Source organism: Streptomyces sp. NBC_01244 (genome assembly GCF_035987325.1).
In the GTDB taxonomy this organism is placed as follows: Bacteria; Actinomycetota; Actinomycetes; order Streptomycetales; family Streptomycetaceae; genus Streptomyces.
The window spans coordinates 1,566,343-1,585,720 of the sequence record NZ_CP108488.1; the positions used below are offsets into that span (position 1 = coordinate 1,566,343).

Annotated in this window: 20 protein-coding genes; 8 read left to right on the top strand and 12 right to left on the bottom strand. The window is 71.6% G+C overall.

Translation table 11 applies throughout. The annotated features are described in order from the left end of the window. Positions 1-12 precede the first annotated feature (12 nt). From OG247_RS06695 to OG247_RS06710, 4 genes are all read right to left on the bottom strand, one after another. On the bottom strand, positions 13-975 hold the full coding sequence (locus OG247_RS06695) for an electron transfer flavoprotein subunit alpha/FixB family protein (RefSeq protein WP_327251353.1): 963 nt from the start codon (positions 973-975) through the stop codon (positions 13-15). A gap of 90 nt (positions 976-1,065) precedes the next feature. Then, positions 1,066-1,851: an electron transfer flavoprotein subunit beta/FixA family protein gene (locus tag OG247_RS06700; RefSeq protein WP_243342015.1), complete on the bottom strand. Its 786-nt coding sequence runs from the start codon at positions 1,849-1,851 to the stop codon at positions 1,066-1,068. A 201-nt stretch (positions 1,852-2,052) separates the two neighbouring features. Then, entirely contained in the window at positions 2,053-2,607 is a 555-nt protein-coding gene (locus tag OG247_RS06705) for a flavin reductase family protein (protein WP_327251354.1), read from the bottom strand. 187 nt (positions 2,608-2,794) lie between these two features. Continuing rightward, positions 2,795-3,187: a TlpA family protein disulfide reductase gene (locus tag OG247_RS06710; protein WP_442813230.1), complete on the bottom strand. Its 393-nt coding sequence runs from the start codon at positions 3,185-3,187 to the stop codon at positions 2,795-2,797. Between the two features lie 195 nt (positions 3,188-3,382). On the opposite strand from OG247_RS06710, the gene OG247_RS06715 reads away from it, so the two are divergent. Continuing rightward, the gene (locus tag OG247_RS06715) at positions 3,383-4,105 is read left to right on the top strand and encodes a lysophospholipid acyltransferase family protein (protein WP_327251355.1); all 723 of its coding nucleotides are present in this window, start codon (positions 3,383-3,385) and stop codon (positions 4,103-4,105) included. 98 nt (positions 4,106-4,203) lie between these two features. On the opposite strand, the gene OG247_RS06720 is transcribed toward OG247_RS06715, so the two are convergent. Then, a complete protein-coding gene (locus tag OG247_RS06720; protein WP_327251356.1) occupies positions 4,204-5,424 on the bottom strand; it encodes an alginate lyase family protein in 1,221 nt (406 codons plus the stop codon). 263 nt (positions 5,425-5,687) lie between these two features. Between OG247_RS06720 and OG247_RS06725 the strand changes: the two genes are divergently transcribed. Further along, positions 5,688-6,950 carry an MFS transporter gene (locus OG247_RS06725; RefSeq protein WP_327251357.1) on the top strand — a complete coding sequence of 421 codons (1,263 nt, stop codon included), beginning with the start codon at positions 5,688-5,690 and terminating at the stop codon, positions 6,948-6,950. Here the strand turns inward: OG247_RS06725 and OG247_RS06730 are convergent. From OG247_RS06730 to OG247_RS06750, 5 genes are all read right to left on the bottom strand, one after another. Further along, entirely contained in the window at positions 6,886-7,485 is a 600-nt protein-coding gene (locus OG247_RS06730; protein ID WP_327251358.1) for a transglutaminase-like domain-containing protein, read from the bottom strand. The genes OG247_RS06725 and OG247_RS06730 overlap by 65 nt on opposite strands. Positions 7,486-7,553: 68 nt before the next feature. Further along, positions 7,554-8,657: a threonine aldolase family protein gene (locus tag OG247_RS06735; RefSeq protein WP_327251359.1), complete on the bottom strand. Its 1,104-nt coding sequence runs from the start codon at positions 8,655-8,657 to the stop codon at positions 7,554-7,556. Then, on the bottom strand, positions 8,654-9,421 hold the full coding sequence (locus OG247_RS06740) for an SDR family NAD(P)-dependent oxidoreductase (RefSeq protein WP_327251360.1): 768 nt from the start codon (positions 9,419-9,421) through the stop codon (positions 8,654-8,656). The genes OG247_RS06735 and OG247_RS06740 overlap by 4 nt, the downstream gene beginning before the upstream one ends. 26 nt (positions 9,422-9,447) lie before the next feature. Continuing rightward, positions 9,448-10,863, bottom strand: a complete 1,416-nt coding sequence (locus OG247_RS06745) for a DUF6421 family protein (protein ID WP_327251361.1) — start codon at positions 10,861-10,863, stop codon at positions 9,448-9,450. A gap of 474 nt (positions 10,864-11,337) precedes the next feature. Then, positions 11,338-12,465 carry an LLM class flavin-dependent oxidoreductase gene (locus tag OG247_RS06750; RefSeq protein WP_327251362.1) on the bottom strand — a complete coding sequence of 376 codons (1,128 nt, stop codon included), beginning with the start codon at positions 12,463-12,465 and terminating at the stop codon, positions 11,338-11,340. A gap of 50 nt (positions 12,466-12,515) precedes the next feature. Here OG247_RS06750 and OG247_RS06755 point away from each other — a divergent pair, with 50 nt between their 5' ends. Together OG247_RS06755 and OG247_RS06760 are read left to right on the top strand one after the other, a co-directional pair. Then, positions 12,516-13,130, top strand: coding sequence for a PadR family transcriptional regulator (locus OG247_RS06755; protein ID WP_327251363.1), 615 nt, complete (start codon positions 12,516-12,518; stop codon positions 13,128-13,130). Between the two features lie 191 nt (positions 13,131-13,321). Continuing rightward, positions 13,322-14,014, top strand: coding sequence for a glycerophosphodiester phosphodiesterase (locus OG247_RS06760; RefSeq protein ID WP_327251364.1), 693 nt, complete (start codon positions 13,322-13,324; stop codon positions 14,012-14,014). 120 nt (positions 14,015-14,134) lie between these two features. On the opposite strand, the gene OG247_RS06765 is transcribed toward OG247_RS06760, so the two are convergent. Further along, positions 14,135-14,674: a GNAT family N-acetyltransferase gene (locus OG247_RS06765; protein WP_327251365.1), complete on the bottom strand. Its 540-nt coding sequence runs from the start codon at positions 14,672-14,674 to the stop codon at positions 14,135-14,137. 135 nt (positions 14,675-14,809) lie between these two features. Here OG247_RS06765 and OG247_RS06770 point away from each other — a divergent pair, with 135 nt between their 5' ends. From OG247_RS06770 to OG247_RS06785, 4 genes are all read left to right on the top strand, one after another. Then, positions 14,810-15,388 (top strand): DUF5134 domain-containing protein, encoded by a 579-nt coding sequence (locus tag OG247_RS06770; RefSeq protein WP_327251366.1) that lies wholly within the window; start codon positions 14,810-14,812, stop codon positions 15,386-15,388. A gap of 90 nt (positions 15,389-15,478) precedes the next feature. After that, positions 15,479-16,417, top strand: coding sequence for a M56 family metallopeptidase (locus OG247_RS06775; protein WP_327251367.1), 939 nt, complete (start codon positions 15,479-15,481; stop codon positions 16,415-16,417). A 73-nt stretch (positions 16,418-16,490) separates the two neighbouring features. Beyond that, positions 16,491-17,222, top strand: a complete 732-nt coding sequence (locus OG247_RS06780; RefSeq protein ID WP_327251368.1) for a phosphatase PAP2 family protein — start codon at positions 16,491-16,493, stop codon at positions 17,220-17,222. A 37-nt stretch (positions 17,223-17,259) separates the two neighbouring features. Continuing rightward, the gene (locus tag OG247_RS06785) at positions 17,260-17,889 is read left to right on the top strand and encodes a TetR/AcrR family transcriptional regulator (protein WP_327251369.1); all 630 of its coding nucleotides are present in this window, start codon (positions 17,260-17,262) and stop codon (positions 17,887-17,889) included. Here OG247_RS06785 and OG247_RS06790 read toward each other — a convergent pair. Beyond that, positions 17,886-19,364: an LVIVD repeat-containing protein gene (locus OG247_RS06790; protein ID WP_327251370.1), complete on the bottom strand. Its 1,479-nt coding sequence runs from the start codon at positions 19,362-19,364 to the stop codon at positions 17,886-17,888. The two genes, OG247_RS06785 and OG247_RS06790, sit on opposite strands and share 4 nt — an antisense overlap. Positions 19,365-19,378: the final 14 nt, after the last annotated feature.

The window sequence follows — 19,378 nt, forward strand, 5'->3', positions numbered from 1 at the left end:
TGCGGCAGGGCTTTAGCCCTTGCGCGCCTTGATCTCGTCGGTCAGCTGGGGGACGACCGCGAAGAGGTCGCCGACCACGCCGTAGTCGACGAGGTCGAAGATCGGAGCCTCGGCGTCCTTGTTGATCGCGACGATCGTCTTGGAGGTCTGCATGCCGGCCCGGTGCTGGATGGCGCCCGAGATGCCCGAGGCGATGTACAGCTGCGGGGAGACCGACTTGCCGGTCTGGCCGACCTGGTTGGAGTGCGGGTACCAGCCGGCGTCCACGGCGGCGCGCGAGGCGCCGACGGCCGCACCGAGGGAGTCCGCGAGGGCCTCGATGATGTGGAAGTTCTCGGCGCCGTTGACGCCACGGCCGCCGGAGACCACGATCGCGGCCTCGGTCAGCTCGGGGCGGCCGGTCGACTCGCGCGGGGTGCGGGAGGTGACCTTGGTGCCGGTGGCCAGGGCGCCGAAGGTGACGGCGAGCGCCTCGACGGCGCCGGCGGCCGGGGCGGCCTCGACCGGGGCCGAGTTCGGCTTCACCGTGATCACCGGGGTGCCCTTGGAGACGCGGGACTTGACGCTGAAGGACGCGGCGAACGCGGCCTGCGTCGCGACCGGGCCCTCGTCACCCGCCTCCAGGTCGGTGGCGTCGGTGATGATGCCGGAGCCGATGCGGACCGCCAGGCGGGCGGCGATCTCCTTGCCCTCGGCGGAGGAGGGGACCAGGACGGCGGCCGGGGAGACGGCGTCGTACGCGGCCTGGAGCGCGTCCACCTTCGGTACGACGAGGTAGTCGGAGAACTCCGGGGCGTCGGCGGTGAGGACCTTGACGGCACCGTGCTCGGCGAGCACGGCGGCGGTGGCCTCGGCACCGGCGCCGAGGGCGACGGCGACGGGCTCGCCGATGCGGCGGGCCAGCGTCAGCAGTTCGAGGGTGGGCTTGCGGACGGCGCCGTCGACGTGGTCGACGTAGACGAGGACTTCAGCCATGGGGGATGCTCCTGCGAATGCGAAGTAGTCAGGGGGCGTTTGAGAAGGGGCCGAAGCTCTTGGATGAACTTCCGGCCGGCCAGACAGTTCTTAAATGAACTTCTGCTCCGCAAGGAAGGCGGCCAGCGACTTGCCGCCCTCGCCCTCGTCCTTGACGATCGTGCCGGCGGTGCGGGCCGGACGCTGGGTCGCGGAGTCGACCGCGGTCCAGGAGCCCTCGAGGCCGACCTCGTCGGACTCGATCTCCAGCTCCTCCAGGTCCCAGGACTCCACCGGCTTCTTCTTGGCGGCCATGATGCCCTTGAAGGACGGGTAGCGGGCCTCGCCCGACTGGTCCGTCACCGAGACGAGCGCGGGGAGGGAGGCCTCCAGCTGCTCGCTCGCCGAGTCGCCGTCGCGGCGGCCGGTGACGACACCGTCCTCGACCTTGACCTCGGAGAGCAGGGTGACCTGCGGAACGCCCAGGCGCTCGGCCAGGATCGCCGGGAGGACGCCCATGGTGCCGTCGGTCGAGGCCATGCCCGTGATGACCAGGTCGTAACCGGCCTTCTCGATCGCCTTGGCGAGCACCAGCGAGGTGGCCATGACGTCGCTGCCGTGCAGGTCGTCGTCCTCGACGTGGATGGCCTTGTCGGCACCCATCGACAGCGCCTTGCGCAGCGCGTCCTTCGCGTCCTCGGGGCCCACCGTCAGGACGGTGATCTCCGCGTCGTCGGCCTCGTCGGCGATCTGCAGCGCCTGCTCGACGGCGTACTCGTCGAGCTCCGACAGCAGGCCGTCGACGTCGTCACGGTTGACGGTCAGGTCTTCGGTGAACTGCCGGTCGCCAGTGGCGTCGGGCACGTACTTCACACAGACAACGATCCTCAGGCTCACGCCGGCTCTCCTACCGCATCGACATTTCTGGTACCGCCTTGTTCAGGCAGCATAGGCGCCATCTCGGGCCGTTCCCGCCGGGGCGGCCCGCGCCCCGTTCAGGGATGTTACTCGTCAGTACACAGCGGGTTCCGCCAGGTTGCAAGGCCGGTGAACTGTGATCTGGCCAACGCCGGGGAAACGGGCCCCAGCAGGGACGATTCAGTCCCTCAACGCGTTGAAGCGCCCCTGGTGGTACAGCAGCGGACGGCCCTCGCCGGCCGGATCCCCCACCGGGTCACCCGCCGGGTCCCCGGCGACCGCCTCCGCGATGATCACCCGGTGCTCGCCCGCCGGAACCCGCGCCACGACCCGGCACACCAGCCAGGCCAGGACGCCGCCCAGCACCGGGACCCCGTGCGGACCCGGCGCCCAGTCGGTGGCCGGCCCGAAGCGGTCGGCCCCGTTGCGGGCGAACAGGCCCGCCAGGTCCCCCTGGTGCTCGCCGAGTATGTGGACCCCGAGGTGCTCTGAGTCCCGTATCGCGGGCCAGCTGGAGGACCCGGTGCCGATGGTGAACGACAGGAGCGGGGGGTCCGCCGAGACGGAGTTGAGGGAGGTCGCGGTGAAACCCACCGGCCGGCCGCCGCTCTCGGCGGTGATCACGGCGACGCCCGCGGCGTGCCGGCGGAACACCGAGCGCAGCAGCGCGGGCGAGCCGGGCAGGCCGGCGCCGGTCCGTGGGGACGGAACCGTCGGAGCCGTCGGAGCCGTCATCAGGAGGTGCCCCGTCCGTAAAGCAGGAGTTCATACCGCATATCGCAAGCCTGGCGATCTCTCGTGTACACAGTCAAGCCTCTACGGACAGATGTAGGGCGCGTCACGCTGCGTACGGACGCGTGTACCGGCTCACCGGACGCCCCGGGCGCCCGCCGCCCGTGCCTGCCGGAGGTCCGCGCCCGCGTCATACCGCGGCGCCCAGGGCGGCGATCACGTCCGCCTTGCGCGGCATCCCGGCGGCCCGCCGCACGATCCGGCCCGCCGCGTCCAGGACCAGTACCGTCGGGGTCTTCTCGATGCCGAGGGCCCGTACGAGGTCCAGGTTCTTCTCGGCGTCGATCTCGATGTGCCGGACGCCCGCGACCAGGGCCGCGACCTCGTCAAGGATCCGCCGGGTGGCCCGGCAGGGCTGACAGAAGGCGCTGGAGAACTGCACGAGCGTGGCCCGCTCCCCCGGCTCCGCGCCCAGTTCGGCGATGCCCAGCCGGCCTTCGCCCGCGCCCTCGTCCCGCTCGCCTGCGCGCACCCGCGTCCCCGTCTCCACCGTCGCCTGACCCGTACGGGCACTCTCCATCATCCCGGTACGGTCGTACGCTGATCGGAGCGCCCCGCGGGCGCGCCGCATTCCCGGCGTGACGAGAATCTCGCCGGGCGCGGGCGTCTGGGCTGGCCTGCGGCCCTCGTATGGGGCACGATCCCCATGGCCGCGTACCTACGCTGCCGTAACTTCCGGCCGGGAGCACCTCCAGGCAGAAAGCGGGGTCTCCCCACCATGGCTGAGCTCGTCTACCCCCCGGTTATCGGTGCAGCACACGCCCTCTTCCGTGCGCTCGACGTCCGTATCGACATGAAGGGCACCGAGAACATCCCGCGCAAGGGCGGGGCGGTTCTGGTGTCGAACCACATCGGCTACCTCGACTTCATCTTCGCCGGGCTGACCGCGCGCCCGCAGAAGCGGCTCGTCCGCTTCATGGCCAAGGAATCGGTGTTCCGGCACAAGGTGTCCGGTCCGCTGATGCGCGCGATGAAGCACATCCCGGTGGACCGCGCCCAGGGCGAGACCGCCTACCAGCACGCGCTCGACTCGCTGCGTTCCGGCGAGATCATCGGCGTGTTCCCGGAAGCGACGATCTCCCAGTCCTTCACGCTCAAGAGCTTCAAGTCCGGTGCGGCGCGCATGGCCCAGGAAGCCGGTGTCCCGCTGATCCCGGTGGCGCTGTGGGGAACGCAGCGGATGTGGACCAAGGGCCGCCCCAAGGACCTCAAGCGCAGCCACATCCCGGTGACGATGCGGGTGGGCGAGCCGCTGGAGGCGCCCACCGACCAGTACGCCGGGGCCATCACCCGCCGGGTGCGCGAGCGGGTGCAGGAGTTGCTGGACGCCGCCCAGAGCGCCTACCCGGCCAAGCCCAGGGGCGCCGAGGACTCCTGGTGGCTGCCGGCCCACCTCGGCGGCACCGCGCCGACCCCGGCGCAGGTCAAGGAAGCCGGCTGAGGCCTGCTCGGAGACCGGCTGAGACCTGTTGAGCCTGACGGGAGACCGCGGCCCCGCCCATTCATCGGGCGGGGCCGCGGTCGCGCGTCGGGGGTTCGTCAGTTCGGGTTCTCCGCGTGGGTCAGCGTCTCCCACGCCTCGAAGTGGTTCTCGGTTCCCGCCGGGCGGCGGCCCTCGGTGAGCCGGCGGGTGTTCTCCATCGTGACGCCGAGCCGGGTGTGCAGGGCGTTGTAGCCGACCTCGGTCGCCGGGCCCAGGCCCTTGGCCAGGCTCCCGCCGCACAGCCACGAGGGCACGGCCTCACCGAGTTCGTACGTGGCGTGGAAGCCCAGCGCGTGGCGGAACCGGTCTTTGAACTCCGGGTACAGGTCGCGCCCTTGGATGCGCGAGGTCTCGGCCACGTGCATGGTCGCCGCGATGCCCATGCCGGTGTGGCCGAAGTCCCGGCAGGTCTCCTGCGCCAGACCGTCCACGAAGGTGCTCTGATCGTGCCAGTAGCCGATCAGTTCGCTCCTGGTGTCGATGGTGGAGCGCGGCGGGTACGCGGGCTGCGGCCCGTCGGAGGCCAGGTAGAAGTAGGCGGGCACCCGGCCGAGGTAGATCGCCATCGCCTTGTCGTAGCTCGCGCGGTCGTCGAGGTGGACGGAGATGCCGACGGCCGCGTCCATCATGATCAGTTCCCAGTTGCCGTTGCTGTTCGGCTTCCCGCCGATCACCTCGGGCAGGTAGACCTGGCGCAGCATCGTGGCGAAGCGCCCCTGGTTCGGCCAGCCGCCGCTGTAGGTGTGCTTGACGATCTCGGCGGCGCGCGGCCAGGTGGAGCCGGCCCAGCCGCTCTGCAGGGGGGCGTTGCTGTTGGTGTGGTCCTTGATCCGGGCGGACCACGCGTCCATCAGCTCGATCGACTTCTTCGCGTACCGGACGTCGCCGGTGATGTACCAGGCGAGCGCGTCCGTGTACGCGGCTATGGCGTCCTCCCGCTCGTCGGTGCAGCCCAGATTCGGATGGGAGTACGAGCCGCATTCGACGATCTCGCGGGGCTTGGGCGTCCGCGACAGCGAGCCGTAGCGGCTCGAGAGCATCGCGTCGAACGCCGCCTTCCACGGCTGCTGCCCGGCCTGCACCTTGGTGCGTACGAAGTCCAGCTGGGCGCGGCTGTTCAGGACTCCGGGATGGGCGAAGGCCGCGGGGGCGGCGGCGGGTACGGCAGGGGTGACGGGGGTGTGGGGGGTGACGGCGGCGGAGGTGGGGGCGGGGGTCAGCGCCGCGACCAGGCCGAGGGCCGCGGCGAGCAGCCCGGCGGGGACTCCGTAACGCATGAAGCGCCTTCCGGTCGGAGGTCGGAGATCGGAGGTGGGGGGTCCTTCGGGGGTCTTTCTTGGGGCCCTCAGGGGTACTTCAGGGGTACTTCAGGGTCCGTGGGGGGATTCCTGCGGCCGAAGATACTCATGCGCATGCCAGGCTGACAACGATGTCAGACAGGAAAGTTTCCTATTGACCGAAAACAGCGATCCTTTCGCCCTACACCCGTATGGCGTAACCTCGCACCCCTCTGCCACGTCACCGGGCGAAAGGGGCCGGGATGCCGGGGCTCGGACGGTACTTGGCCGCCGCACTGGCGGCGCGCTTCGCCTCAGAGGGCATGAGCATGGCCGTCGTGCTGCTCGCCCTCCAGCGCACCGGGAGCGCCGCCCACGGCGCGTTCGTACTGACCGCCTGGCTTGCCCCGCACGTGCTCGCGGCCCCGCTGGCGGGCGCCGCCGCGGCCAGGTCGCGCCGGCCGCGCCTCTTCCAGGTGGGAGCCCTGGCGGGATTCACCACGGCCGTCGCGGCACTGGCGTTGCTGCTCGGGCGGGCTCCGACGCCGGTGGTGCTCGCGGTGGCCGTACTCGGCGGCTCCTGCGGGCCGATGGTGACGGGCGGGCTGTCGAGCCTGGTGGCGGGGCTGGTTCCGGCCGGTCCCGCGCGCGACCGGGCGTACGGCTGGGACGCGTCGACGTACAACGGCGCCGCCGTCACCGCTCCGGCGGCCGTCAGCCTGGTCGCGGCCTTCGGCTCGGCCGGGCCGGCGATGGCCCTCCTCGCGGCTTCCGGCGCACTGGCCGCGGCTCTGGCCGCCACCCTTCCCTATGCGGACCCGGACCCGGGACCGGCCCACGGCGCACCCCGGGCCGGGCTGGGTGCCGGACTGGCCGCCCTGTGGCGGGTCAGGGAGCTGCGGGCCGTCACCTCGGCCACGACCCTGGCCTTCGTGGGCATCGGGGCGCTCACCACCACGGCGGTACTGCTGGCCACCACGCTGGGCAGCCCCGGCGGCGGCGGGGTGCTCATGACCGCCTTCGCCCTGGGCGCCCTGACCGGCGCCCTGACGCTGGGCCGGATCACGTCCGTGCCGCCGGGCCGGCTGGCCCGCTGGGCCATGGCGGCGACCGGGGTGGCCCTGACGGCGGCGGCGTTCACCCCGTCCGTCCCCCTCACGGCGGTGGCGTTCGCGGCGGCCGGGGTGTGCGACGGCCCGCTGCTGACGGCCACCTTGCGCATCCGCTCGGAGTTCGCGCCCGCGCAGGCGCGGACCCAGGTGTTCACCCTCGGCGCCGGGCTGAAGGTGACGGCCGCGTCGACGGGCGCCGCGCTCGTGGGGCTCGCGGCCGATGTGCCGCCCTGGATCCTGGTGCTCGCGATCGCCGCCCTGCAGCTGGCCGCGGCCCTGCTGCACACCGTGGTGGCGGCGCGCGGCCCCGCACGGGACGCGGCCCCGGTCGCGGACGCCGGCGCGGCGGCTACAGGCCCGTCGGCAGGTTCCGCCACAACTGCGGCCGGTCCACGGACTCCTGGAGCGCCTTGAGCGTGGCCGGATGCGCGGTCGCGTACAGCGCGGGGTAATCGATCTCGCCGAGCTCCGTACGGACGGGGAAGGCGAGTTGTTCGCGGTCCAGGGTGAACTGGGCGTCCACGCCCGGCTTGTTGCCCCGGGGGTCGACCCGGGACCAGCCCTCGCCGCCGGGCAGGCGCAGCGCGACGAGGCCGTGGAGGGCGAGGTTCGATCCGTCGTCGTCGCCCAGGAGCTGGTAGCAGAGGCCGGCCGGGATGTCCCGGGCCCGCAGCAGCGCGGTCAGCGCGTGGGCTTTGGCGTAGCAGATCCCGTTGCGCGTCTCCAGGACGTCGGAGGCGCGCCACGAGACGCGGTCGTCGCCGGAGTCGGCGGAGTGCGGGATGGCGTCACGGACGAACTCGAAGACCGCTTTGGCGTATGAATATGCATCGCCCGTGGCGGTCCACAGGGCGTCGGCGGTCTCCTGGACCAGCGGATGACCGTGATCTATCACGTCATCGGCGGCCAGATAGGCGGCAAGGTCAGGATGCTCCTGGATCAATTCCATGATCCAGGAGCATACTCATGCATAGATCTGCATGCCTATAGATTTATGGCGTGGGATTCGAGGACCAGCTAGCGGGCCAGCTCTTCCTTGAGGGCCTGGAGGAAGCCGTCCACGTCCTCCTCCTGGGTGTCGTAGCTGCACATCCACCGGACGTCGCCCGCGATCTCGTCCCAGAAGTAGAAGCGGTAGCGCTCCTGAAGCCGCCGCGACACCTCGTGCGGGAGTCGCGCGAACACCGCGTTCGCCTGCACCGGGTAGAGGATCTCCACCCCGTCGGTCTCGCGCACCCCGGCCGCCAGCCGCTGCGCCATCGCGTTGGCGTGGCGGGCGTTGCGCAGCCACAGGTCCTTCGCGAGGAGCGCCTCGAGCTGCACCGACACGAAGCGCATCTTGGAGGCGAGCTGCATCGACATCTTGCGGATGTGCTTCATCTGCCGGACGGAGTCCGGGTTCAGCACGACGACGGCCTCGCCGGCCATCATCCCGTTCTTGGTGCCGCCGTAGGACAGCACGTCCACGCCGACCGCGTTCGTGAAGCTGCGCATCGGCACGTCGAGCGAGGCCGCGGCGTTGGCTATCCGGGCGCCGTCGAGGTGGACCTTCATCCCCTTGGCGTGCGCGTGCTCGCAGATGGCACGGATCTCGTCCACGGTGTACACCGTGCCGAGCTCGGTGTTCTGGGTGATCGAGACGACCTGCGGCATCGCCCGGTGCTCGTCCTCCCAGCCCCAGGCCTGCCGGTCGATGAGCTCGGGGGTGAGCTTGCCGTCCGGCGTGGGAACGGTGAGCAGCTTGAGGCCCGCCATCCGCTCGGGCGCACCGCCCTCGTCGACGTTGATGTGCGCCGACTCGGCGCAGATCACGGCGCCCCAGCGGTCGGTGAGCGCCTGCAGGGCGGTCACGTTGGCACCGGTGCCGTTGAAGACCGGATAGGCCTCGGCGTGCGGGCCGAAGTGACCGCGGAAGACCTGCTGCAGGTTCTCGGTGTACTCGTCGTCGCCGTAGGAGACCTGGTGGCCGCCGTTGGCGAGGGCGATGGCCGCGAGGATCTCCGGGTGGATCCCGGCGTAGTTGTCGCTCGCGAAACCGCGCACCGCCGGGTCGTGGTGCCGGCGGGCATCGGTCTTCGCCACGGACTTCCGTATCGCGGTCTTCACGGCACCGGTCTTCACGGTTGGGGGGTGAGCCACAGACGCTGTCCATTCACATCGGCGGCGGGCCGCTCCCAGACGCCGGCGATGGCCTCGGCCAGCTCCTTGACGTCGGTGAAGCCCGCGAACTTCGCAGTGGGACGCTCGGCGCGCATCGCGTCGTGCACCAATGCCTTGATCACCAGGATCGCAGCCGCGGCGCCCGGACCGTCCTCGCCACCCGCCTTGCGGAAGGAATCCGCCATCGCGAGCGTCCAGGCCTCGGCCGCGGCCTTGCCCGCGTTGTACGCGGCGTTGTTGGCGACCGGCTTGTGCGCACCGGACTGGCTGACCAGGACGTAGCGCCCGCGGTCGCTGCGCAGCAGCCCGTCGTGGAAGGCGAGCGAGGTGTGCTGGACGGTGCGGATGAGGAGCTTCTCCAGGAAGGCCCAGTCCGCGAGGTCGGTGTCCGTGAAGGTGGTGCTGCCGCGCCAGCCGCCGACGAGGTGGACCAGGCCGTCGATGCGGCCGAACTCCTTCTCGGTCTGCTCGGCCCAGGCCTTGGTGGCGTCCAGGTCGAGCAGGTCGACGGTGTCACCGGTGATGGTGGCGCCGCCGTGGGCGTAGCGCGCGGCGTCCACCGCTTCGGCGAGCCGGGCCGCGTCGGCGTCGGAGGCGACGACCACGGCCCCCGCCTCGGCGAGGCGGAGCAGGGTGGCGCGGCCGGCGGGCCCGCCGGCCCCCGCCACTGCCACTACCGCCCCATGGAGCTTTCCGTTCCCGTTCCCGTTACCGGAGCCGTTCATCTGTGCAGCCTCCTGTGGGCGAGTGCTCACGCGGCGACCCGCGCGGCGGTCTCGCGGTCCGCGGCGTTCCCTGCCGTGATGCCCTTGGTCGAGGCGATCACGCCCTTGAGCTTCTTGGCCAGGGCCTCATAGAACATGCTCAGCGGAAACTCGTCCGGAAGCACGTCGTCCACGAGCTTGCGCGGCGGCTGCGTCAGGTCCAGGGCGTCGGGGCCCTTGGCCCACTTGGATCCCGGGTGGGGGGCGAGGTACTCGGCGACCAGGTCGTACGCCTTGAACCAGTGGACCAGCTTCGGGCGGTCGATGCCGGCCCGGTAGAGGTCCTCGATCTCGGCGCACAGCTGGTTGGTGACCTGCGGGGCACGCATCCAGTCGATCTTCAGCTTGTTGTCCGTCCAGCGCACGACGTCGTGCTTGTGGAGGTACGCGAAGAGGAGCTGGCCGCCGAGGCCGTCGTAGTTGCGGTTGCGGTCGCCGGACACCGGGAAGCGGAACATCCGGTCGAAGAGGACGGCGTACTGCACGTCGCGGCCGTGTTCGTTGCCCTCGGACTCCAGCTTCACGGCCTCCTTGAAGGCGGTGAGGTCGCAGCGCAGCTCTTCCAGGCCGTACATCCAGAACGGCTGGCGCTGCTTGATCATGAAGGGGTCGAACGGCAGGTCGCCGTGGCTGTGGGTGCGGTCGTGGACCATGTCCCACAGGACGAAGGCCTTCTCGCAGCGCTCCTGGTCCTCGACCATCCGGGCGATGTCCTCGGGCAGCTCGATGCCCAGGATGTCGACGGCGGCCTCGGTGACCTTGCGGTAGCGGGCGGCCTCGCGGTCGCAGAAGATGCCGCCCCAGGTGAAGCGCTCGGGTGCCTCGCGGACCGCGATGGTCTCCGGGAAGAGCACGGCGGAGTGCGTGTCGTAGCCCGGGGTGAAGTCCTCGAAGGTGATGCCGAGGAAGAGCGGGTTGTCGTACCGGGTGCGCTCCAGCTCGGAGAGCCACTCGGGCCACACCATCTTCAGCACGACGGCTTCGAGGTTGCGGTCCGGGTTGCCGTTCTGCGTGTACATCGGGAAGACCACGAGGTGCTGGAGCCCGTCGGCGCGCTCGGCGGCCGGGGCGAAGGCCAGCAGGGAGTCGAGGAAGTCGGGCACGCCGAAGCCGCCGTCGGACCACTTGCGCAGGTCGCCGATGAGGGCACGGTGGTACGCCTCACCGTGCGGCAGCAGCGGAGACAGGGCCTCGATGCCCTCGATCACGCGCTCGACCGCGGCCGGGGCCGCGATGCGGGCGTGGTGCCCCTCGCGCTCGAAGTCGATGGACCCGTCGGCGGACTGCCAGGGCCGGATCTCCTCCACGGCGGCCTTGAGCTCGGGCCACGCCGGGTGGTCGACCACCCGTACACCAGCGGTTATCACGGCACCGCCGGTACCCGGCACAAGAGTTTCCGTCATGTCACTTCCTCCACAGGAGAACCTCACGTCGCGACAGGGTAGGCATGTGAGGCTCTCTTACTCAAGAGGAGATCCGGGAAAATATCCTGCGTCACCCCCGGTTTCACCGGAAGTCTTCCCGTTCTTATGCGTGGAGTCGATGACTTCGCCCAGACGCGCCAAGGCCTGACGGGCCTCGGGGAGCACTCGGGCCGGGGCCGAGGAACCCGTGGAACATTCCGGGGCGGGAGTCCAGGGCCGAACGGACCCCGGCCCCGAGCAGCTGGCGGTGCACGCCTCCCACTCGTCCCGCAGCGGATCGCAGCCGGCGACCACCACGTACCCGGGCGGCAGCCCTCTCGGGTCCGCGACGAGCGGGGAGGCCGACGGATGGCCGCCGACGCCGCCGCGGAGACCTGGACGGCGCCGGAGCCCCGGCGGAGCGCCCGCACGGTGGCGCCGTAGCCGTCGAGGTCACCCAGGACCCATCCGCCCCTAAGCCCGCTGGTTCGCGAAGTGCGGGATGACCTTCTCGCCCCACTGCCGCAGGGTCTCCAGGCAGGCCTCCTGCGGCACGGTCCCCATCTGGATCAGGCACATGATCTCGTCGGCCCCCGCCTCCCGCAGCCGCTCCACGTACGCGATCGCCTCGTCCGCGCTCCCGTAGGCGTGGTCCGCGTTGAAGGTGGCCGTGGCGGTGGGCCGTACCGGGATGTCCTGCTCGTGCAGCCGGGCCACCACCTGCTCGGCTGCCCTGCGCATCTCCGCCCCCTCGTCGGCACCCTCGACCACCGCCTCGTCCGGCACCCCCGCCCCGCCGTACCAGTGGCCGATGGACTGCGCGAAGAACCGCTGCCCCCGGATCCCGATCCGGCGCGCCTCCTCGGGGTCGTCGAGCACGATCGTCGGACAGAGCACCGAGAAGTGGTCGTTGACCGCCGTGGAGACGAAGCGGCCGCCGTCCCGGCCGGCGATCGCGGCGTCGTAGACGGAGCGCATCCCCGCGATGGACTCCGGCCCGGCGAATCCCATCACCAGCGCCCCGACGCCCAGCTCCGCGGCCTGCACCAGGGTCTCGGACCGGCTGCACGCGAGGAACAGCGGCGGGTGGGGCCGCTGGCTCGGCCGCGGCAGGATCGGGTGCGGATCGATGTCGATGAGCTCCCCGTGGTACTCCAGCTCGTCCTCCTGCCAGGCCTTCCCGATGATCCGCAGCGCTTCCTCCACCTCCGCCGTGGTGCGGTCCTTGTCCACACCGCACAGCGAGGTCTCCTGCACGGTCCCGCCCCGCCCGGCCCCGAGGTCGACCCGCCCGCCGGACAGCAGGTCGAGCATCGCGGCCCGCTCGGCGACGCGGACGGGGTGGTTGAAGGCGAAGGGCATGCACACGACTCCGTGCCCGATGCGTATGGTGTTCGTCCGGGCAGCGACGAAGCTCAGAAAGATTTCCGGGGCGGACATGTGGGCGTACCACTTCAGGGAGTGGTGCTCGACGGCCCAGATCCGGTCGAATCCCATCTCTTCGGCGAGCACCGCCTGCTCCACGCAGTCACGGATGACCTGGTGCTCGCGCTCCACGGTCGGGTCGGCCAGCTGTGCCTCGAAGATGACGGAGAACTTCACTTATGCCTCCAGGGTTGCGTCCCGTACCCGGTCTCACTTCTATTCGAAATATGACTAGTAGTCAGACGTCGAAGAAGCAAGAGCTTCCGCCGACCGCGTGGGCCGTTCTCGGCCTGCTCTCCTTCCCCGGGGAGCGGACCGGCTACGAGCTGAAGAAGTGGGCGGACTCCTCGCTGCGCTTCTTCTACTGGTCCCCCGCCATCAGTCAGATCTACGCCGAACTGCGCCGTCTGGAGGAACTGGGCTACGCGGCCTCCGTGCGCTCGGGGCCCGAAGAGGTGCGGGCCAAGCGCCGCTACGGCATCACCCCCGCGGGGCGCGAGGCCCTGGCCGGCTGGGCCTCCGACGTCGCCGAGGCGGGCCCCCCGGTGCTCAAGCACGGGTTGCTGCTGCGGGTCTGGCTGGGGCACCTGGCCGAGCCGGAGCGGCTGCGCGGCATGGTGACGGAGCATCTGGAGCGCACCACCGAGGAGTTGGCCGCCGTACGGGAGGCCATGGCGCACGCGGCGACCGAGCCGGAGTGGGCCTTCCCGGTGCTCGCCCTGCGCTGGAGCGAGCGCCAGCACCTGGCCGAACTGGAGCTGACAAGGGCCCTGCTGGCGGACCTGGAGGGCCTCGGCGCGCAGGAACGTCAAGTCGGCGGGGACGCGCCCACCCCCGGGTGACCACGCGGGCCGCGCGCGGGGCTCCCCGGCCCCCGGCGAGCCCGTCGGGAGGCGGCCGGACGGCGTTGCGGAGGCCCCGCAAAGGCGGTTTCATCGCACGGGAGGCGCACTAGCATGCGTCCTCATATCGCGCGCGGCCGGTCGGGACACCGCGACCGCGCGGGGCCGCCGTCGACGGAAGCGAGAGAACCTTGACTTTCCTCACCATCGGGCACCGCGGGGTCATGGGTGTCGAACCGGAGAACACCCTGCGGTCGTTCGTCCGCGCGGAACGGTCCGGCATGGACGTGGTCGCGCTGGACGTGCGGCTCAGCAAGGACGGCGCCCTCGTCGTCCTGCACGACGCCGAGGTGGACCGGACCACCGACGGTTCGGGAGCCGTGGCCGATCTGACGCTCGACGAACTGCGCGGGCTGGACGCCGGAGACGGCGAGCACGTGCCGGTCCTGGACGAGGTCGTCGACGCGGTCCGCGCACCGCTGCGGATCCAGGTCCACGACCTCGCCGCCGTCGGGACCTTCGCGGAGCTGCTGCTGCGCCGCGATCTGACCGGCCGGGTGGAAGTGGCCTCGTTCCACGACGAGGTGCTCGTCGAGGCGGCTCGCCTGGTGCCGGGCGTGCGGACCGTCCTCTACGCGAACCAGACCCGGGCCGATGCCGGGGAGGTCGTCGCCCGGGCCGCCCTGGCGGGCGCGGAGACGGTTGCCCTGAACATCGGCCACCTCACCCTGCACACCGTGGAGTCGGCACACGAGGCGGGACTGCGCGTGACGGGGTGGACGGTCAACACGCTGGAGCGGCTGCGGCTGGCGCGGGCCCTCGAACTCGACGGCGTGCTCACCGATTTCCCGGAGATCCGCTCCACGGGACGCTTCACCGCCTGAGGACCGCGCAAGGCGTTCCGCAGGCGGCGGACGGCGGGCAGACGGCCGGCCGGCCGGCCGGCACGCGGACGGCGGGGCGTCGGACGGCCCGCGGAGGGCCCACGGGCCCCGCCCCCGCGACTACAGCGGCTTGACCAGCAGCTCGAAGGCCAGGTCGTCGCGGAGCGGGACGCCGAAGCGCTCGTCCCCGTAGGGGAAGGGGCTCATCTCGCCGGTGCGCTCGTAACCACGGCGCACGTAGAAGGCGATGAGCTCCTCCCGTACGTTGATCACGGTCATCCGCATCTCCTTGGCCGCCCACTGCTCGCGGGCGCGGCGTTCGGCCTCCGCCATGACCGCCTTGCCCAGGCCACCGCCCTGCTGTCCGGGGCGAACCGCGAACATGCCGAAGTACACGTGGTCACCCCGGTGTTCCAGGTGGCAGCAGGAGACGATCTCGCCGGCGCGCTCCACGACGAGGAGCATGCCCTCGGGGTGCCCGACGATCCGGGCCACGTCCGCGGCGTCGGTCCGCTGCCCGTCCAGGAAGTCCGCCTCGGTGGTCCAGCCCCCGCGGCTCGCGTCTCCCCGGTACGCCGATTCCACGAGCTCCACGAGCTCCGGGATGTCCGCCTCCACGGCACTGCGGTAGGTCAAGGCCCGGGGGGCGGCGCTCGGCATCGAGGGCTCCGTTCTGCGCGAGGTTCTGCGACGTGCTGCTTGCGGCGGTCCCGCAGAGCCTAACCTCGCCCGGCGTGATGGCCGTGTGAAGAGGGCATCTCTTCCGGTGAAGCCGACGAACCGGGAGGTTCCGCCGTGCACGGTCCCGCCACGTCCCTCTCCACCTCCGTCTCCGCCTGGCTCCTCGTCCTGCTCTGCGCGGTGAGCGGTGCGTACTGTCTGCGGCGCGCGGGCAGAGCCGGCGGCGGACCGGCGGCCGGGGAGGCGGCGATGGGGTTCGGCATGGCCCTGATGGCGGTGCCGCTCCGGCTGGGCGGCGACTGGCAGGCGCCCGTGCTGGGCGCGGTCTTCTGCGGGGCGGCGCTGCACGCGCTGTGGCTGCTGCGCGGCGGACCGCACCACGCGCACCACCTGGTGGGCTCGCTGACCATGGTCTACATGGCGCTGGCCGCGGCTACCGGCGCGGGGACGGGGTCCTCCGACCACGCCCACGGACAGGGCTCCGGACTGCCGCTGGTCACCGGCCTGCTGCTCGTCTACTACGCCGGGTACGTGGTGCTGGGCGGCGCCCGGCTGGTCACGGTCGGCGGGGCCGGCACGGACGGCACGGACGGCGCGGGCGGCCCCGGAACACCCGCCGGACCGGCGGAGGTGATCCGCGCCTGCCGACTGGCCATGGGAATGGGGATGTTCGCGATGCTGCTCACGATGTGAGGCCGCGGGCGGGCCGGGCAAACGTGTCCTGCATCACCCTTGGGCCCGGACCATACCCGCAGGTAGCCGCACCCTCCTAGGCTGGGGCCCATGATGGTCCCCGCCGTTCTCCTGCTGCTCGGCGCCCTGACCGCGGTGTTCGCGCCCCGCCTGCTGGCCCGGGCCCGATGGCCCGAGCGTGAACCCGTCGTGGCCCTGTGGACCTGGCAGTGCGTGGTGGGCGCCGTACTCCTGTGCCTCGCGCTGTCGATGCTGCTGAGCGCGGCCGCCGCCTGGCACGCCGTACGGGGCGGGCTGTTCGCCCCGGCTCCGCACGGCGTGGTCGACGCCTACGCGCTGGACGCCTCGGGCGGGCTCTGGGCCGCCGGCACCGCCGTCGTACTGGCCGGCGGTGGGCTCTGGACCGGCGCGATGCTGGCCCGGGAGATCCTGCGGGCCCGCGCCCGGCGCCGCACGCAGGGCGCCGAACTGCTGCTGCGGGCGCCTCTGTTGCCCGGGGAACAGGCCTCGGAGGCGCGGCTCGTGGTCCTGGAGGGGCAGCGGCCGGACAGCTGGTGGCTGCCTGGTCCTGCCCCGCGGCTGGTGGTCACGACGGCGGCGCTGGGCCGGCTCAAGGGGAGCCAGCTGGACGCCGTACTGGCCCACGAGCAGGGGCACGCGGCGGCCCGGCACGACTGGCTGCTGCACTGCTCGCGGGCCCTGTCCGGGGGGTTCCCGCAGGTCCCCGTCTTCGCCGCGTTCGAGGCGCAGATGCACCGGCTGGTGGAGCTGGCGGCCGACGACGTGGCCTCGCGGCGGTACGGGCGCCTGACCACCGCCCTGGCCCTGATCGGCCTGAACGAGGACCGCGGGGTCTTCGGCCCGTCCCCCGCGCCGGACGCGCACGTCCCCGAACGGGTCCGGCGGCTGCTCGCGGCCGCGCCCCGGCTGTCGGCCGTGCGCCGGATGCGGCTGACGGCCCTGGCGACGCTGGCTCCGGCGGTTCCGCTGCTGGTCGCGTTCGGACCGGGGCTGGGCGCGCTCGCCTGAGGGCCGCCCTCCGGGGATCGCGGGGCAGCCGCCCTTACGGGGCGTCGGCGCCCCCGGATGCGAGGATCGGCGGATGCGGAACGCCCACGTACGGTTGCCGACCCCACTGGCGTGCGCACTGATCGCCGCGGCGATCGCGTCGATCGTACTGACGGTCCTGGTGGCCACCGGCTGGGCTCCGCTGCTGTCCTTCGACGGCCGCATCGCGCGGACCCTGCACTCCTACGCCGTGTCCCACCCCGGGGTCACCCGGCTGGTGAGGGTGCTCAGCGACTGGGTCTGGGACCCGTGGACCATGCGGGCCCTGGCGAGTGCGGCCTGCCTGTGGCTGTGGTGGCGGGGCAGCGGCCGGTGCGCGCTGCGGATCGCCCTGGCCACCCTCGCGGCCTCGGCGGTGAGCCAGGGGCTGAAGGTCTGGGTGGGGCGGGAGCGGCCGGTATGGCCGGATCCGGTCGCCTCCGCGGACTACGCCGCCTACCCGTCGGGACACGCCCTGACGGCGACGGTGGTCTGCGGTCTGCTGGTGTGGCTGGTCGCGTGCCGGTCAGCGGGGCCGCACGCGCGCCCGTACGCCCGCCCGTTCACCCGGTCCGTCCCGGCCCTGGCACTGCTCCTGGCCTCGGTCTCGGTCCTCGGGGTCGGCTTCACCCGGATCTACCTCGGCGTCCACTGGTTCTCGGACGTCCTGGCGGGCTGGCTGCTGGGCGCCGTGCTCGTGGCGCTCACAGTGGCGGTCTCGGTCTCGGACGGTGCCTGCTCTGGGCGATCCCCCGTGTCGCCCAGAGCAGGCGGTCCGGCACGCTGAGTATACTGGCTCCGAACCAGTCAACGCAGGAGCAAGCATGTCCCCGCGCAGCGCATCGGTCAATGAAGAATTGCGCAGGCGTTCCCGGGAGCGGCTGCTGCAGGCCACGGTCGAGCTGGTCGCGGAGCGCGGCTACGAGGCCACCACCCTCGGCGACATCGCCGACCGGGCCGGAGCCGCCCGCGGCCTGGTGTCCTACTACTTCCCGGGCAAGCGCCAGCTCCTGCAGTCCGCCGTGCACCGGCTGATGCACCTCACCCTGGAAGCGGCGCTGGAGCGGGAGCCCCGTACACAGGACGGCCGGGAGCGCCTGGCCCGGGCCATCGACGCGGTCCTCGGGCTGGCCCGGGACCAGCCCCGGCTGATGCGGACCCACATGGCGGGGATCCTGCAGGCGGAGGGGTTCGTGCAGTGCGTCGAGCAGCAGCGGCTCGCGGAGCTGCTGCGGGACACCGTCGTACGGTACGGATCGGCGGAGGTGGACACCGACTACCCGCTGCTGCGGGCGCTGTTGATGGGTGCGGTGGTGGCGGTGCTGCTGCCGGGCGCGCCGATGCCGGCGTCCCGGCTGCGGGCCGAGCTGTTCCAGCGGTACGGGCTGGACTGGGAGTCGGGTGTCCCGCCGGACGGAGGACCGCCCGGCGGAACGTTCCCCTCGCCCCGTTAGTGGTATTCGGGCTGGGTCTGCACGTTGAGCCGGCCCAGCCACACCCACTTGGCGCTGTCGGTGCGCCAGTCGTCGAGCCGCAGCACGTCGAGGCCCTTGACGATGTCGTTCGAGTAGATGTGCCCGTTGTAGTAGTAGGCGGACCAGGAGCCGCCGAGGCCGAGCTTGTCGGTGGTCAGCGGGCCCCGCTCGAAGTAGGCGATTTCCTTCGGGCTGGTGGAATCGGTGAACTCCCAGACGGAGATGCCGCCTTGGTACCAGGCCTGGACCATGATGTCACGGCCGCCGCCGACCGGGATCAGCGAGCCGTTGTGGGCCACGCAGTTCTCGGTGTCGGCCTGCATGCGCGGGATCTTGAAGTAGCTCTTGAAGACGAGCTTGCGCTGGTCGCCGCGGCCGGTGATCTCGTAGATGCCGTCGGCTCCCCGGGTGGGGCCGGTGGCCTCGTTGCAGGTGGCGCCGCCACCGCCGCCCAGCTCGTCGGTGAACACCACCTTGTTCGCCCGCTCGTTGAAGGTGGCCGAGTGCCAGAACGCGAAGTTCACGTTGTCCTGGACCCGGTCGATGACGCGCGGTTCCTCGGGCTTGCTGATGTCGAAGAGGATGCCGTCGCCCATGCAGGCGCCCGCGGCGAGGTCCTTGGAGGGCAGCACGGTGATGTCGTGGCAGCCCGTGGTCTTGGAGACGCCCGGGTTGGTGGGCCCGCCCGGGTTGCCGCCGTCCGGGAAGAGGATCGGGAAGGCCACGACCGCGGCCCGCGTCGGGCTCTTCTTGGGGACCTTCACGACCGAGATGCCGTCGTGCGGCGGCTTGCAGTCGGGGAACGCGTCGCTCGGGTTGTACGAGGAGACGTAGAGGTAAGCGTCCCGGCCGCCCGGCACCAGCGTGTGGGTGTGGGAACCGCACGGGGTCTCGACGGACTTGATGTACTTGGGGTTCTTCTTGTCCTTGATGTCGAAGATCTTGATGCCCTCCCAGGAGGACTTCTCCGTGGCGGGCTGCGAGACGCTGTTGCAGGAGTCGTCGCTGCGCGAGGAGTCGGTGGACAGGAAGAGCAGGTCCCCGTCGACCGAGATGTCGTTCTGCCCGCCGGGGCACAGCACTTCGGTGACCTTCTTCGGCGCCTTGGGGTTGCCGATGTCGTAGATCGTGAAGCCGTTGTAGCTGCCCGCGTAGGCGTACTTGCCCTGGAACGCCATGTCGGAGTTGATTCCGGTCGGGTCGGAACTGGGGATGTTGGCCAGGGGTTTGATGTTCCTGCTGTGGACGATCTCGTCCTGCCCCGGTATCTCGCCGGGCGCCAAGTCCCGGCCCGCGCCGGCCGCGGTGGCGGCGCTCTGCGACGCGCCCCCGCCCGGGAGCAGGTCTCCCGGGTCGGGGGTGGCGGCCGCGGGTCCGGCCGCCAGCAACGTGGTGAGGAGTCCGGCCGCCGCTGCGGCCACTCCCAGGGATCCGCGCCGTCTGCTGGTGTGCATCGAGGTCACTGTGC

Excerpts from the sequence above, each read along its gene's own strand:
- OG247_RS06695 (WP_327251353.1), bottom strand. The coding sequence starts at position 975 with ATGGCTGAAGTCCTCGTCTACGTCGACCACGTCGACGGCGCCGTCCGC.
- OG247_RS06705 (WP_327251354.1), bottom strand. The coding sequence starts at position 2,607 with ATGACGGCTCCGACGGCTCCGACGGTTCCGTCCCCACGGACCGGCGCC.
- OG247_RS06710 (WP_442813230.1), bottom strand. The coding sequence starts at position 3,187 with ATGATGGAGAGTGCCCGTACGGGTCAGGCGACGGTGGAGACGGGGACG.
- OG247_RS06715 (WP_327251355.1), top strand. The coding sequence starts at position 3,383 with ATGGCTGAGCTCGTCTACCCCCCGGTTATCGGTGCAGCACACGCCCTC.
- OG247_RS06720 (WP_327251356.1), bottom strand. The coding sequence starts at position 5,424 with ATGCGTTACGGAGTCCCCGCCGGGCTGCTCGCCGCGGCCCTCGGCCTG.
- OG247_RS06725 (WP_327251357.1), top strand. The coding sequence starts at position 5,688 with ATGCCGGGGCTCGGACGGTACTTGGCCGCCGCACTGGCGGCGCGCTTC.
- OG247_RS06730 (WP_327251358.1), bottom strand. The coding sequence starts at position 7,485 with ATGGAATTGATCCAGGAGCATCCTGACCTTGCCGCCTATCTGGCCGCC.
- OG247_RS06740 (WP_327251360.1), bottom strand. The coding sequence starts at position 9,421 with ATGAACGGCTCCGGTAACGGGAACGGGAACGGAAAGCTCCATGGGGCG.
- OG247_RS06745 (WP_327251361.1), bottom strand. The coding sequence starts at position 10,863 with ATGACGGAAACTCTTGTGCCGGGTACCGGCGGTGCCGTGATAACCGCT.
- OG247_RS06755 (WP_327251363.1), top strand. The coding sequence starts at position 12,516 with ATGACTAGTAGTCAGACGTCGAAGAAGCAAGAGCTTCCGCCGACCGCG.
- OG247_RS06765 (WP_327251365.1), bottom strand. The coding sequence starts at position 14,674 with ATGCCGAGCGCCGCCCCCCGGGCCTTGACCTACCGCAGTGCCGTGGAG.
- OG247_RS06775 (WP_327251367.1), top strand. The coding sequence starts at position 15,479 with ATGATGGTCCCCGCCGTTCTCCTGCTGCTCGGCGCCCTGACCGCGGTG.
- OG247_RS06780 (WP_327251368.1), top strand. The coding sequence starts at position 16,491 with ATGCGGAACGCCCACGTACGGTTGCCGACCCCACTGGCGTGCGCACTG.
- OG247_RS06785 (WP_327251369.1), top strand. The coding sequence starts at position 17,260 with ATGTCCCCGCGCAGCGCATCGGTCAATGAAGAATTGCGCAGGCGTTCC.
- OG247_RS06790 (WP_327251370.1), bottom strand. The coding sequence starts at position 19,364 with ATGCACACCAGCAGACGGCGCGGATCCCTGGGAGTGGCCGCAGCGGCG.